Annotated in this window: 12 protein-coding genes; all 12 read left to right on the top strand. The window is 73.7% G+C overall.

Annotated elements, in window-relative coordinates; genetic code table 11:
• Nucleotides 1-101 precede the first annotated feature (101 nt).
• From ACQP26_RS19590 to ACQP26_RS19535, 12 genes are read left to right on the top strand one after another with little or no spacing between them, the layout of a single operon-like run.
• Complete coding sequence (locus tag ACQP26_RS19590) at nt 102-689, top strand: hypothetical protein (RefSeq protein ID WP_269705247.1); 588 nt, start codon at nt 102-104, stop codon at nt 687-689.
• Nucleotides 686-1,795, top strand: coding sequence for a BtrH N-terminal domain-containing protein (locus tag ACQP26_RS19585; protein WP_269705249.1), 1,110 nt, complete (start codon nt 686-688; stop codon nt 1,793-1,795). The genes ACQP26_RS19590 and ACQP26_RS19585 overlap by 4 nt, the downstream gene beginning before the upstream one ends.
• Nucleotides 1,796-1,830: 35 nt before the next feature.
• Complete coding sequence (locus tag ACQP26_RS19580) at nt 1,831-3,123, top strand: DegT/DnrJ/EryC1/StrS family aminotransferase (protein ID WP_433493620.1); 1,293 nt, start codon at nt 1,831-1,833, stop codon at nt 3,121-3,123.
• Nucleotides 3,120-3,992 (top strand): transketolase, encoded by an 873-nt coding sequence (locus ACQP26_RS19575; RefSeq protein WP_269705252.1) that lies wholly within the window; start codon nt 3,120-3,122, stop codon nt 3,990-3,992. Before ACQP26_RS19580 ends, ACQP26_RS19575 begins: the two co-directional genes overlap by 4 nt.
• The gene (locus ACQP26_RS19570; protein WP_433493619.1) at nt 3,985-5,019 is read left to right on the top strand and encodes a transketolase family protein; all 1,035 of its coding nucleotides are present in this window, start codon (nt 3,985-3,987) and stop codon (nt 5,017-5,019) included. The genes ACQP26_RS19575 and ACQP26_RS19570 overlap by 8 nt, the downstream gene beginning before the upstream one ends.
• Complete coding sequence (locus ACQP26_RS19565) at nt 5,016-5,180, top strand: lysine biosynthesis protein LysW (RefSeq protein ID WP_302906721.1); 165 nt, start codon at nt 5,016-5,018, stop codon at nt 5,178-5,180. The genes ACQP26_RS19570 and ACQP26_RS19565 overlap by 4 nt, the downstream gene beginning before the upstream one ends.
• Nucleotides 5,177-6,070, top strand: coding sequence for a RimK family alpha-L-glutamate ligase (locus ACQP26_RS19560; RefSeq protein ID WP_269705255.1), 894 nt, complete (start codon nt 5,177-5,179; stop codon nt 6,068-6,070). The genes ACQP26_RS19565 and ACQP26_RS19560 overlap by 4 nt, the downstream gene beginning before the upstream one ends.
• Entirely contained in the window at nt 6,067-7,092 is a 1,026-nt protein-coding gene (argC, locus tag ACQP26_RS19555) for an N-acetyl-gamma-glutamyl-phosphate reductase (RefSeq protein ID WP_433493618.1), read from the top strand. Before ACQP26_RS19560 ends, argC begins: the two co-directional genes overlap by 4 nt.
• A gap of 52 nt (nt 7,093-7,144) precedes the next feature.
• Complete coding sequence (locus tag ACQP26_RS19550) at nt 7,145-8,017, top strand: [LysW]-aminoadipate kinase (RefSeq protein ID WP_269705257.1); 873 nt, start codon at nt 7,145-7,147, stop codon at nt 8,015-8,017.
• Complete coding sequence (locus ACQP26_RS19545; protein WP_269705258.1) at nt 8,017-9,105, top strand: M20/M25/M40 family metallo-hydrolase; 1,089 nt, start codon at nt 8,017-8,019, stop codon at nt 9,103-9,105. Before ACQP26_RS19550 ends, ACQP26_RS19545 begins: the two co-directional genes overlap by 1 nt.
• Nucleotides 9,102-12,395 (top strand): non-ribosomal peptide synthetase, encoded by a 3,294-nt coding sequence (locus ACQP26_RS19540; RefSeq protein ID WP_433493617.1) that lies wholly within the window; start codon nt 9,102-9,104, stop codon nt 12,393-12,395. Before ACQP26_RS19545 ends, ACQP26_RS19540 begins: the two co-directional genes overlap by 4 nt.
• Nucleotides 12,392-13,264, top strand: coding sequence for a thioesterase domain-containing protein (locus ACQP26_RS19535; protein ID WP_433493616.1), 873 nt, complete (start codon nt 12,392-12,394; stop codon nt 13,262-13,264). The genes ACQP26_RS19540 and ACQP26_RS19535 overlap by 4 nt, the downstream gene beginning before the upstream one ends.
• The last annotated feature ends 2 nt before the right edge of the window (nt 13,265-13,266 follow it).

Raw genomic sequence — 13,266 nt, 5'->3', positions numbered from 1 at the left:
GACTTGTATGTCGTTCTGTCGCGGCTGTTCACACGTCGCGGCAGCCGTAGCTTCGGATGTGGGTTCCGGCTCGACAAGCCCTCTCGCGGAAGGAGCAGCGGGTGCCGACATCAGCGACCATCGCCGCCCACGTATTGGATCTCGCGTCACACTTCAACAACGTCGGCGCCTCCCGTGCGGAGGACACGAGTGCCGGCCGGTTCAACGTCTGGGGGAACTCCTTCGCCGCCGAGCATCTGCCGTCGGCGGGCAGCCAGGTGGTCGTGGACGGAGTTCCGTTCCAGTTGCCCCCGCTGGGCACCGGCACGCCGGACAACGTGCGATGCGACGGGCAGTTCGTACGCGTGGCCCCGGGCCGCTACGACTGGCTGTACCTGCTCGCCTCGGCGGAGCGCCGGGTCGAGGACGAGATGGCGCTGCACTTCGCGCACGGCGCGGTGGACTTCGAGCCGCTGCGAGTCTCGGACTTCTGGGCGGCACCCGCGACGTTCGGTGAGACCCGCGCCTTCGAGTCGCCCCTCATGCACTACCCGCACCACGTGCAGTTCGGCGTGCCTGCCGCGATGTGGTGCCAGCGGGTGCCGGTGGTGCGTCGCGCCGACCTCACGGCGGTCCGGCTGCCGCACAACATCGCGGTGCACGTCTTCGCGGCCACCCTGGTCGGTCCCGTCGAGCAGGCGAACCGATGACGCCGGCCGCGATCACCACCGAGGACGCGGAGCCGATCGTGCGCGCCGATGCGGCCGAGTCGGCCGGCCCGGCCGGGCGGCGGCCGGTGCAGGCGCTGCGGCGCCCGCTGCTGTGGTACCGCGACCCGCTGAGCTGTCTGCAGACGACCTTTGCCGCGGTGGTCGACGCGGGCGGCGGCGACCCGCTGGAGGTGCTGGGCGCCGGCTGGGAGTTCCGGCACATCCCCGGTGACGTGCGGACCGAGGAGTTCTACCACCCCAGCCGCCATCCCGAAGACCTCGGCCGCAGCATCGCCCCGCACCACCATGTGCGGTCGCGGTGGACGACGCCGGCCGCCGACCGGGATCCGCTGTCCGAACTGGCCGACGAGATCGCCGCCGGACGGCTGCCGATCGCCGCGGTGGACAACTTCCACCTGCCGTTCCGGCCGGCATACCACGACGTACACGCCGCGCACCTGGTCGTGGTCTACGGCGTGGACCTGGCCCGCGGCCTGGTGCTGGTCTCCGACGCGCAACCCCCGGCGTTCACCGGCCCCATCCGCGCCGAGGACTTCCTCGCCGCCTGGGGCTCGGTGAATCCGGCGGACGACCAGGATGCCTTCTTCAGCGCCACCCGCATCGACCGGCGTTACCTGCGGGTCGAGATCGGCGACTCGCGGCCCCTGGACCGTGACGGCCTGCGGGCGGCGCTCCGCGCGAACGTCGACGGGTTCACCGCCGCGCCGGCGTCGGACGGTGGAGCGTGGACCGGTCTGGCCGGGCTGCGCCGCTACCTCGACGAGGTCGTCGCCGCTGCTGCCGCCGGCGACTCCGCGACGGTGCGCGACGTGTACCCCTTCGGCTGGTCGATGCAGGCGCAGGCGTGCCTGCACGGCGAACTGCTGCGCACGGTCGGCGTCGACCGGGTCCTGCCCTGCCTGCGCGAGGCAGGCCGGGCGGTGGAGGCGGTCGGACACACCTGGAGTGGCCTGCGCGTCACCGCGGCCCACGGCTGGCCGGCGCCGCAGGCGGCGGCCGAGTCCCTCGAACACCACGGAGCGCGGCTCCAGCAGCGGTACCAGTGCGCTGTGGAGGCGGTCGACCGAGCCGTCGGGCGCCTCTGACCCACCCTCACCACCGAGACGGGAGAGTGATCGTCGTGACCAAGCTGGCCATGCTGGGCGGTGCTCCGGCTGTGCCACGGGACATCCGGCAGGTGCCCTGGCCCATCATCACCGAGGAGGACCGCAAGGCGGTACTGACCGTGCTCGACGGCGGCCAGCTCGTCTCCAACGCCGAGAACGAGACGGCGGTACGGGACCTCGAGCGGCGATTCGCCGAGCGGACCGGAGTCACCCACTGCGTCGGGGTGTCGAACGGGACCACGGCACTGTCGCTGGCCCTCGCCGCGCTGGGGATCGGCCCCGGCGACGAGGTGATCGTGCCCTCACTGAGCTTCATCGCCTCGGCGCTGGCGCCCCTGCACCAGATGGCGGTGCCGGTCTTCGCCGACGTCGACCCGGTCACGTTCAACCTCGACCCGGCCGACGTGGAGCGGCGGATCACCGGCCGTACCCGGGCGATCCTCGTGGTCCACCTGCACGGGCTGCCGGCGGACATGGACGCGCTCGGCGAGCTGGCCCGGCGGCACAACCTGGCGATCCTGGAGGACGCGGCTCAGGCCCACGGCGCGCTGTACCGGGGCAAGCCGGTCGGCTCGCTGGGCGACGTGGCCGCCTTCAGCCTCCAGGTGACCAAGAACCTGCCGACCTGCGGCGAGGGCGGCCTGCTGACCACCGACGACCCGGCCCTGGCCGAGAAGGTCCGGATGGGCCGCCAGTTCGGCGAGGTCATCGAGTCCGGTCGGCCGCGCGACTACATCTCCTACTTCCTGGGATGGAACTCCAAGCTGAACCCGGTCCAGGCGGCCTTCGCCGCCAGCCAGTTGGACCGCTTCGACGACTACGCCCGCCACCGCCAGGAGAACGTCACCCGGTTCCTGGACCGGTTGCGCGAGCTTCCCGGGATCGCCGTGCCGGGCGCGCCGGCACACGCCACCCACGCCTGGCACATCCTGCGGTTCCGGTTCGACCCGGCCGCGCTGGGACTGCCCGAGGTGGCGCCGACCGCGCTGCGGGACGCGCTGCGTCGCGTGCTGCGTGCCGAAGGCGTACCGATGTCGCAGTACCAGTTGGTGCCGCTGCCCGAGCAGAAGGTCTTCACCGACCGCATCGGCTTCGGCTCGGGGTACCCCTGGGCCGCCGCGGAGGGCACGGCCGGGCCGGACCAGCGGTTCCCGGTGGCCCGCGCGATCATCGACGACTCGCTGACCCTCCAGAAGCGCCACCTGCACCCGGACTCCGGACCCCTGCTCCAGCGCTACGCCGACGCCTTCGAGAAGGTGTGGCAGCACCGGGACGTGCTGGCCGCGGTCGCCGGGAGGGCGTCATGACGGCGGTGCTGGAGCCCGCCGCCACGCGTGCGCCGCAGAGCCTGGCGGAGCTGACCGAACGCGCCCGGCGCATCCGGCAGCACATAGTGGACGTCTGCACCGGTGGCGAGGGCGGTCACCTCGGCGGCTCGCTGTCGCTGGTCGAGGTGCTGACCGCGCTCTACTTCGACGTACTGACCGTCGACCCGGAGCGTCCGCAGGCGCCGGAACGGGACATCTTCCTCCTCAGCAAGGGCCACGGCGCCGTCGGCCTGTACGCGACGCTGGCCGAGCGGGGCTTCTTCGACCCCGCCGAGCTGGCCGGGTTCGGCCGGCCGGGCAGCCGGCTCATGGCGCACCCGGTGCGCGCGGTGCCGGGCGTGGAGATGCCCACCGGATCGCTCGGACACGGGCTGGCCCTGGGCGTCGGATTCGCGCTGGCCGCCCGCCTTGACGGCAGCCCCCGGCGGACGTACGTCGCCCTGGGCGACGGCGAGTTGCAGGAGGGCTCGGTGTGGGAGGCGGCCGCCGGGGCGGCCGGCCTGGGCCTGGACCGGCTCACCGCCGTGGTGGACCGCAACGGGCTCCAGCTCACCGGCGCGACCGAGCAGATCTGCCCGCTGGAGCCGTTGGCCGAGCGGTGGCGGTCGTTCGGCTGGGCGGTGCGCGAGGTCGACGGCAATGACATGGCTCAGGTGCGGTCGGCGCTGCGCGCGGCGCCGTGGACGCCGGGGCGGCCGAGCGTGCTGATCGCGCGGACCGTGAAGGGCGCCGGTGTCCCGTTCGTGGCCGACCGGGTGGCCAGCCACTACGTCCGGTTCACCGAGCGGCAGCACGCACGGGCCAGCGCCGCGCTGCGCCGGCAGGCACGAGGTGACGGCGATGACTGAGGCGACAGTGGTGCCGTCCCACGCGACACGTGAGGCGTACCGGGACCGGCTGGTGGCGCAGCTCGCCGAGCAGGCGAAGCTGATCTGCCTGGACACCGACACCGGCTTGTTCGGCGGGGTGGACTTCGGCCCGGCCGCGGACCGGTACGTCAACCTCGGCATCGCCGAGCAGAACCTGATGGGTGTCGCGGCCGGTATGGCCGCCGCCGGCTGGACGCCGTACGTGAACACGTTCGCGGCGTTCGCGGCGGCCCGCGCGATCGAGGCCGTCAAGATCGACATTGCCTACAACGCCCTGCCGGTACGCATCGCGGCCACCCACGGCGGGCTCGCCGCGGGTCACCTCGGCCCGACCCACCAGGCGCTGGAGGACCTCGCGGTCATGCGGGCGCTGCCCAACATGACAGTGGTGGTGCCGGCGGACGCCGCCGCGGTCGAGGCCGTGATGGAACAGGCCACGCGGCTGCCCGGCCCGCTGTACCTGCGGCTCGGCCGCAAGGCCACGCCCGCCGTCCCCACGGCGGAGCCGCTGGTCATCGGCCAGGTGCAGATGCTGCGGCCCGGCCACGAGGTGGTCCTGGTGGCGTGCGGCCCGCATCCGGTGCGCGCGGCGCTGGCCGCCGCCGAGGAACTGGCCGCCGAGGGGATCGAGCCGGTCGTGCTGAACATGCACACGGTCAAGCCCCTGGACGTCGCCGGCCTCTGCGCCGCCACCGCCGATGCGCGGCTGGTGGTCACCGTGGAGGAGCACTGGCGCGGCGGCGGCCTGGGCAGCGCCGTCACCGAGACGCTCGCCGAGCACGGCCCCGTGCCCGTGGTGCGGGTCGGCATGCCGGACACCTTCGCCTCGTACGTGGGCGGACACGAGCCGCTGCTGGAGCACTACGGCATCTCCGCCCCGGCGGTGGCCGCCGCCGTGCGCGAGCATCTGCCCCGATTCAGCCCGCCGGCGAACCCCCGCCGGGCAGTGCACCCAGTTGTCGACCCGAACGGTTCGGGTCGTGTCAGAAGAGAGGTCGAGCAATGAGCGCGTGTCCCGAGTGCGCCACCACCGTCCCCACCGGCGCCGGTCTGCGTCCGTCCGAGCTGGTCGAGTGCCCCGACTGCCGCAGTGAACTGGAGGTGCTGAGCATCAGCCCGGTCACCTTCGCGCTGGCGCCGGAGCCGGAGGAGGACTGGGGCGAGTGAGCGCCGTTACTGACGCCCCGGCCCGCCTGGCCGTGCTGGCCTCCCGAGTACGGGCCGAGGAGAAGGGCATCCTCGATGCCCTGGAGCAGCGCAGGATCCCGGTGGAGCAGGTCGACCCGCGTCGCCTGTCCGCCGGGGTCGGCGCCCCGGTCGGGCCGTGGTCCCTCGTCCTCAACCGGGAGATCTCCGCGACCCGGGCCCGGTACGCGGCGGTGAGCCTGGAGGCCGCCGGCACACCGGTGATCAACTCGGCGGCGGCCATCGGCACCTGTGGTGACAAGTGGCTGACCTCGCTGGCGCTGCAGCGCGCCGGCGTGGCGACGCCGCGCACGGTGCTCGCCCTGACCCCGGAGGCGGCCGCCGAGGAGATCGAGCGGCTCGGCTATCCGGTGGTCGTCAAGCCGCTGAGTTCCTCCTGGGGGCGCCGGGTCTCGCTGGTGCGGGATCCGGACGCTGCCCAGGCGGTGCTGGAGCACTGCGCGGCGCTGCCCGCCCCGCAGGCGCATCTGATCTACCTCCAGGAGTTCATCGACAAGCCGGACCGCGACATCCGGGTCGTGGTGGTGGGCGGCGAGCCGGTCGCGGCGGCGTACCGCCGGTCGGCGCACTGGCGCACCAACGTGGCCCAGGGCGCGGGCACGCAGCCGTGCCCGCTCGACGACCGCCTGACCAAGCTCGCGGTGGCCACCGCGGAGGCGGTCGGCGCGGACATCGCCGGGGTCGACGTGGTCGAGGACCGCGACGGCGCCATGTACGCGCTGGAGGTCAACGCCGGCGTGGAGTTCGCCGGGCTGCAGGCCGCCCACCAGGGGCGGGTCGACGTGGCGGGAGTGATCGCGGACCTGGTGGCGCGACGGTTCCGCGACCTGACGAAGGGTGGTGCCGGATGATCCGGGCAGCGGTGGTCGGCGCGGCCGGCTACATCGGCGGGGAGGTGCTGCGGCTGCTGCTGGGCCACCCCCGGGTGGAGGTGGCCGCGGCGGTCTCCTCGCGGTTTCCGGGTAAGCGGGTGGACGGCCCGCACCCGAACCTGCGCGGCGTCACCGATCTGACCTTCTGCACCGAGGAGCAGCTCACCGAGTACGACGTGCTGTTCCTGGCCACTCCCCACCGGACCACGATGCGGACGCTGCCGCGGCTGGCCGCGCTGGCCAAGACGGTGATCGACCTGTCCGGCGACTTCCGGCTGCGCGACGCGGAGGTCTTCCGGCGCTACTACGGTGAGCCCCACGAGGCACCGGAACTGCTCGACGAGTTCGTGCCGGGTTTCCCGGAGCTGGCCCGCGAGCAGCTCACCGGCGCGGACCGGATCGCCGTGCCGGGTTGCATGGCCGCCGCGGCGATCCTGGCGCTGACCCCGTTGACGGACGAAGGGCTCATCGAGCCGGACGTGGACGTGGACGCCCGTACCGGATCGAGCGGGTCGGGCGCCACCGCCGGTGAGGCCAACCTGCACGCCGAGCGCAGCGGCGCGTTGCGGCTGTTCGCCACCTCCGGCCACCGGCACGAGGCGGAGATCGCCCAGGCGTGCGGGGTCCGGCCGACCATGACCGCGACCGGCGTCGAGGCGGTACGCGGCGTACAGGTGGTGTGCCGTACGCGGCTGCGCGAGGGCGTCACCGAGCAGGAGGTGCGGGCCGCCTACCGACGCCGCTACGCCGAGGAGCCGTTCGTGCGGGTGGTTGCCCAGCGGCGGGGCCTGTACCGGCTGCCGGAACCGAAGATCCTGCTCGGCTCGAACTTCTGCGACGTCGGTTTCGCGCTCCAACCCGACTCGCGCCGGCTGCTGACGGTGTCCGCCCTGGACAACCTGGTCAAGGGCGGCGCCGGCAACGCCGTGCAGTCACTGAACGTACGGATGGGCTGGCCCGAGCGGCTCGGCCTGGAGTTTCCCGGTCTGCACCCGGTCTGACGGACCTCACCCACGCGGCCCCGTCAGCGTCTCTGGAGGAAGGCACGATCTGATGAAGCAGAACAGTGGACGTCCACCGGTCACGGTGGTGAAGTGCGGCGGTAACGGCGACGTGGACGCCGCCGCGGTGTGCGAGGACGTCGCCGAACTGGTCCGGCAGGGCCGGCGGGTGGTGGTGGTCCACGGCGGGTCGGCCGACATCGAGGACCTGGCGCAGCAGCTCGGCGTGCCGCAGCGCAAGCAGGTCGCCCCGGACGGGGTGAGCGCCCGGCACACCGACGAGCGCACCCTGGAGGTGGTCACCCTCGCCCTGGCCGGCCGGGTGAAGCCCCGCCTGGTGCGCTGCCTGGTCGAGCAAGGGGTCCGGGCGGTCGGCCTCACCGGGATCGACGCGGGTCTGCTGGTCGCGCGCCGGAAGAAGGCCCAGCGGGCGGTCGTCGACGGCCGGGTCGTCCTGGTACGCGACAACCACTCCGGCGTGGTGGACACCGTGGACGGTGAGTTCCTGGGCAGCCTCCTCGACGCCGGTGCGGTACCGGTGATCTCCCCGCCGGCGATCACGCCGGACGGCGAGATCGTGAACATCGACGCCGACCGGGCCGCGGCGGCCGTCGCCGCGGCGCTGGGTGCCGAGTCCCTGGTGTTGCTGACCGGCGCCCCGGGCGTTCAGCAGGACCCCGGCGACGAGCACTCGGTGCTGCCGATCTGTCACGTGCCGCCGGCCGGCCGCCCGCCCAGGTGGGCGCGGGGCGGGATGGCCCTGAAGCTGGTCGCCGCCCGCGAGGCCCTGCTCGGGGGCGTGCGTCGGGTGCTGGTGGCGGACGGCCGCTGCCGCGGCCCGGTGCGTCGGGCGCTGTCCGGCACCGGGACGCAGGTGGCCCTGGAACAGCCGGTCCGGCAGGAGTCCCTGGCGAAGGCGTCCTGATGGGCGCCCCGTCCGATGTGGACCTTCTAGAGGAGATGGTCCGCATCCCGTCCCCCTCCGGCGCCGAGCACCGGTTGTCGGCGTTCCTGGCCGAGGCGATGACCGGGCTGGGCCTGGACGCGCACGTCGACGAGGTCGGCAACGTGGTCGGCGTGACCGGGACCGGCGACGGGCCCACCGTGGTCCTGCTGAGCCACCTCGACACCGTGCCGGACCCGATGACGCCCCGCCGGGAGAGCGACCGGATCATCGGGCGGGGCGCGGTGGACGCCAAGGGCCCACTGGCCGCAATGGTGATGACCGCCGCGGCGTCCACTGACTTCCCCGGCCGGCTGGTGGTGGCCGGCGTGGTGGAGGAGGAGACCCCCGGCTCGCGTGGGGCGATGCACGTGCGCGCCACCTGGCCCTGCCCGGACGCGTTGGTGGTGGGCGAGCCGAGCGGCTGGCAGAACGTGGTGATCGGCTACAAGGGGAAGCTGGACCTGCGGTACCGGGTGCACCGGGCGGCGACCCACCCGAGCAACCCGGTGGAGAAGGCCACCGAGGCCGCCGCCGCGTTCTGGCACGACGCGGTCGCCGCGGCCGGGCCCGAGGTCAGCCACGCCGCGTTCGACCTTCCCGGCGTCACCCTGGTGGCGATGTCGGGCGACACCACCGACGCGACGCTGGAGCTCAGCTACCGGACCCCGGTGGGGTTCGACGACGCCGCGCTGCTGGAGCGGCTGCGTAGCGTCTCCCGCGGCGGCGGCCTCGAACTGCTCAACTCCGTCTCGGCGGTACGCAGCGACCGGCGTGACCCGGTCGTGCGGGCGCTGACGGCCGCGATCCGCGAGGTCGGCGGCACGCCGCGGCCGAAGCTGAAGACGGCGACGTCGGACATGAACACCCTGGCCGAGGTCTGGCCGGTGCCGATGGCCACCTACGGGCCCGGCGACAGCAGCCTCGACCACGCCGCCGACGAGCACATCCTGATCGACGACTACCGGTGCGGCATCGAGGTGCTCCGCCGCGCCGTGACCGACCTCGGCCGCCGCCCGCCGGCCGCCGCGGTTTCCCCTTCCGCCATCAGCCCTGGAGGCCGATCGTGAACGATTTGATGAAGCGGCTGGCCCGACTGCCCGCGGACCGCCGCGCGGAGCTGCTCGCCCTGCTGCGCGACGACGAGCCGGACACGGCCGCCGGTCCCACACCACGCCAGCGCGGTGACAGCTCGCCGCTGTCGTACGCCCAGGAGACGCTCTGGTTCCTGGACCGGCTGGCCCCCGGGCAGCCGACGTACAACGTGCCGGTCTGCTTCCGGCTGCGGGGCCGCCTGGACGCGGACGCCCTGCGCACCGGCCTGGCCACCGTGGTGGCCCGGCACGAGTCGCTGCGGGCCCGGATGGCCGACGGGGACGACGGGCCGGTGCAGGTGGTGGCGGCCGAGGTGCCGGTGGAGCTGCCGGTGCAGGACGTCACCGGCGGTGCGGATGCCGCCGTCGAGGCGGCCCGGGCGCTGGCCCGGGAGGCGTTCGACCTGGGCCGGGCGCCGCTGTGGCGGGCTCGGCTGATCCGGGTCGCCGACGACGACCACCTGTTCGTCTTCGTCGTGCACCACGTGGTCTTCGACGGGTGGTCGCTGGGTGTGTTCGTCCGCGAACTGGGCGAGTGCTACCGGGCGGCGGTCGACGGGGACCGGGCCGACCTCGAGGCGGTGCCGTTGCAGTACGCGGACTACGCGTTGTGGCAGCGGGAGTGGCTGCGCGAGGAGAACCTGGAGCGGCTCACCGGGTTCTGGCGGGAGCGCCTCGACGGGGCACCGGTGCTGGAGTTCCCGACCGACCGCCCACGGCCGGCGGAGGCCACCTACCGCGGCACGTTCATCCGCCGGTTCCTGCCGGTGGGCGGCCCCGGCGCGGTGCAGCAGTTGGCCCGTTCGCTGGGCACCACCCCGTACAGCGTCTACGTGGCGGCGTTCTTCGCCCTGCTGCACCGCTACACCGGCCAGGACGACCTGGTCATCGGCTCGCCGACGGCGAACCGGCAGCACTCGGAGGTGGAGGCGGTCGTCGGGTTCTTCGTCAACATGCTGGTGCTGCGCGCCGACGTCGCGGGCGACCCGACCTTCCGGGAGCTGGCCGGCCGGGTCACTCCCACCGTGCAGGAGGCGTTCGCCCACGGCGAGCTGCCGTTCGAGAAGCTGGTCGAGGCGGTACGACCGGACCGCGACCCGTCCCGCTCGCCGATCTTCCAGATCGCGTTCACCTTCCAGAACGCCGAGGGCGAGGTCACCCTGCCCGGCCTGGAGACCGAACGGGTCCTGCTCAGCCCCGGCACCTCCCGCTTCGACATGAGCTGGAACCTGTTCGAGCGCGACGGCGGGCTGGACCTCAACGTCGAGTTCAACACCGACCTGTTCGACCCGGAGTCCATCGAGCAGGTGATGGCGCACTACGGGCGGCTGCTGTCCGCGGTGGTCACCGACCCGGACCGCAAGGTCACCGAGATCCCGCTGCTGGACGAGCGGGAGCGGGAACGGCTCCTGCACGAGTTCGACGGTCCGCGCCGCGAGCGGCCGGACACCACGGTGGTGGATCTGTTCGCCCGGCAGGTGGCCGAGCGTCCCGACGCCGTCGCCGTGGTGGTCGGCGACACCGAACTGAGCTACGCGGAGCTGGACCGGCGGGCCGAGGAGATCGCGGGCCGGCTGCGCGCAGCCGGAGCCGCGCCGGACACCCTGGTCGGGATCTGCCTGCCCCGGGGCGCCGACCTCGTCGCCACGGTGCTCGCGGTGCTCCGCTGCGGAGCCGGCTACGTACCGCTGGACCCCGGACATCCGGCGGCCCGGATCGCGGCGATCCTGACCGACAGCGCGGCCGTCGCGGTGGTCAGCACCACCGCAGCGGGCGGCGCGCTGCCGGCCGACGGGCCGGCCGTCGTACACCTCGACCGCCCGGCCGGGGACGACCGGGCGGAGGTGGCGGCGGCGCCCCCCGCCCCGCACGACCTGGCCTACGCGCTCTACACCTCCGGCAGCACCGGCACCCCGAAGGGGGTGCTCATCGAGCACCGCGCCGTCACCAACTTCATCGCCTCGGTGCAGGAGCTGTTCGACCTCACCCCACAGGACCGGGTGCTCGGCTTCGCCGCTGTCACCTTCGACGTGTCGGTGTTCGAGATGTTCGCGGCCCTGCTCACCGGCGCCCGCCTCTACGTGGTGCCGGACGAGGACCGGCTGGAGATCGACAGGCTGCAGGCGCTGCTGGAACGCGCCGAGATCACCGTGATCGACCTGCCGCCGTCGCTGATGGCGCTGCTCGAACCGGAGCGGCTGCCGAAGCTGCGCATCGCCTTCGTCGGCGGCGAGGCGTTCCCGGGCGAGCTGGTCAACCGGTGGAACCAGGGCCGGCGCTTCTTCAACGGCTACGGCCCGACCGAGTGCACCGTCACCATGGTGGTGCAGGAGTGCACCGGGACCTGGGACACCTCGCCCCCGATCGGGCTGCCGATGGCCAACCACGTGGCGCACGTGCTCGACCCGCACGGCGAGCCGGTACCCGTCGGCGTACCCGGTGAGCTGGTGATCGGCGGGCTCGGTCTGGCGCGCGGCTACCTCAACCGGCCCGAGCTCAGCGCGGAGAAGTTCCTCGACGACCCGTTCGGGACCGCGCCCGGCGGCCGGCTGTACCGCACCGGCGACCTGGTCCGCCGTCAGCACGACGGGGCGCTGGTGTTCTGCGGCCGGATCGACCAGCAGGTGAAGATCCGTGGGCTGCGGATCGAGCTGGGTGAGATCGAGGCCGTGCTGAGCCAGGTGCCCGGCGTGCGGCAGGCAGTGGTGCAGCCGTGGGCGGACGACCGCGGCGATCGGCATCTGGTCGGCTACCTGACCGGTGAGCCGCCGGCCGACGAGCGACTGCGCGCGGCGCTGGGTGAACAGCTGCCGCCCTACATGGTGCCGGCCCACTTCGTCCGGATCGCCGACATCCCGTTGACCACCAGCGGCAAGGTCGACCGCCGTGCGCTGCCGGCGCCGGAGACCACCCAGGCGGCCACCGGCGAGGTGCGCTACGCCGACGAGACCGAGGAGACGCTGGCCCGCGAGGTGGTCGGGCCGGTGCTGCGCCTGGAGCAGGTGGGCCCGGAGGAAAACTTCTTCACCCTGGGCGGGCACAGCCTCGGCGCCGCGCAGGTGGTGTCGCGTATCCGCCGGCAGTTCGGGGTGGAGGTCGGGCTGACCGACTTCTTCCGCGCCCCGACCGTACGGGGACTCGCCGCGCTGGTTCGCACCGCCCAGGCCGGCCAGCTCAACGACAACGACCTGCTGCGGATGATCGAGTCGATGAGCGACGAGGAAGCGGCGGCCATGCTCGCCGCCGAGCAGGGGCAGGCGTCGTGACCTCCGTACCGTCGGCCGGAGCGGTGCGCGAGGTGGGGGCGGACGTCACGCTCTCACCAGCCAAGCGGGCGCTGCTGGCCCGGTTGCGGCACCGGTCGGTGCCGCAACCGGGTGGTCCGGCGATGCTGCGGCCCGGTGCCGGCCGCCCCGGGCTGGTGCTTGTGCATCCGGTCGGCGGCGCGGTCCTCTGTTACGCGGCGCTGGTGTCCGCTCTCGGCGGCGACGAGCCGGTGTGGGGCTTCGCGGCGGACCGGCCGGCCGACGACCTGCCCGACGCCGGCCGCCTCGGCGGTCTCGCCGAGCGCTACCTGGCCACGCTGGACCCGGCCGAGCGCCGGTGGGTCTTTGCGGGCTGGTCGTTCGGCGGCGTCGTCGCCTACGAGATGGCCCGTCGCGCCGGCGGGACGGCGGTGCTGCTGGACACGGCGTACCCCGGGTCGGATCCACCGGAGGACGAGGCGGCGATCCGCCGATTCTTCCTGCACGACCTGTGCCGCACCGCCGGCCTGCCGCCACCTGCGTCGGCGGCCGGGGCCGGCGGGACCGGCCCGGGCGTGGCCGAACTGGCGTCGCGGGCCGGCCTCACCGCGGACCTGACCGCCGCGGAGATCGAGGCCCGCTACCGGGTCTGCCGCAGCAACGCGCTGGCGCTGGCCGCCCACCGGCCCGGCCGGTACGAGGGTCCGGTCTGGTATGTCCGGGCCGGCCTGTCGCCGGACCACGGGGCGGCCTGGCAGCAGGTGGCGCCGGATCTGCGGACCCGGTCCGTGCCGGGCGAGGACCACTACACCCTGTTGGGCGCCGGCCCGGTCGGCGCGGTCGCGGCGGTGGTGCGGGAAGCGATGCGCCGCGCGGATCGAGGAGAGTGACC

The sequence above is a fragment of the Micromonospora sp. CA-248089 genome (genome assembly GCF_050948515.1).
Classification (GTDB): domain Bacteria; phylum Actinomycetota; class Actinomycetes; order Mycobacteriales; family Micromonosporaceae; genus Micromonospora.
This window is presented reverse-complemented; position numbering and strand designations above follow the sequence as displayed.

What these genes read in the sequence shown, in the direction of transcription:
- ACQP26_RS19585 (WP_269705249.1), top strand. Translation starts at nt 686, where the DNA reads ATGACGCCGGCCGCGATCACCACCGAGGACGCGGAGCCGATCGTGCGC.
- ACQP26_RS19575 (WP_269705252.1), top strand. Translation starts at nt 3,120, where the DNA reads ATGACGGCGGTGCTGGAGCCCGCCGCCACGCGTGCGCCGCAGAGCCTG.
- ACQP26_RS19570 (WP_433493619.1), top strand. Translation starts at nt 3,985, where the DNA reads ATGACTGAGGCGACAGTGGTGCCGTCCCACGCGACACGTGAGGCGTAC.
- ACQP26_RS19565 (WP_302906721.1), top strand. Translation starts at nt 5,016, where the DNA reads ATGAGCGCGTGTCCCGAGTGCGCCACCACCGTCCCCACCGGCGCCGGT.
- argC (WP_433493618.1), top strand. Translation starts at nt 6,067, where the DNA reads ATGATCCGGGCAGCGGTGGTCGGCGCGGCCGGCTACATCGGCGGGGAG.
- ACQP26_RS19550 (WP_269705257.1), top strand. Translation starts at nt 7,145, where the DNA reads ATGAAGCAGAACAGTGGACGTCCACCGGTCACGGTGGTGAAGTGCGGC.
- ACQP26_RS19545 (WP_269705258.1), top strand. Translation starts at nt 8,017, where the DNA reads ATGGGCGCCCCGTCCGATGTGGACCTTCTAGAGGAGATGGTCCGCATC.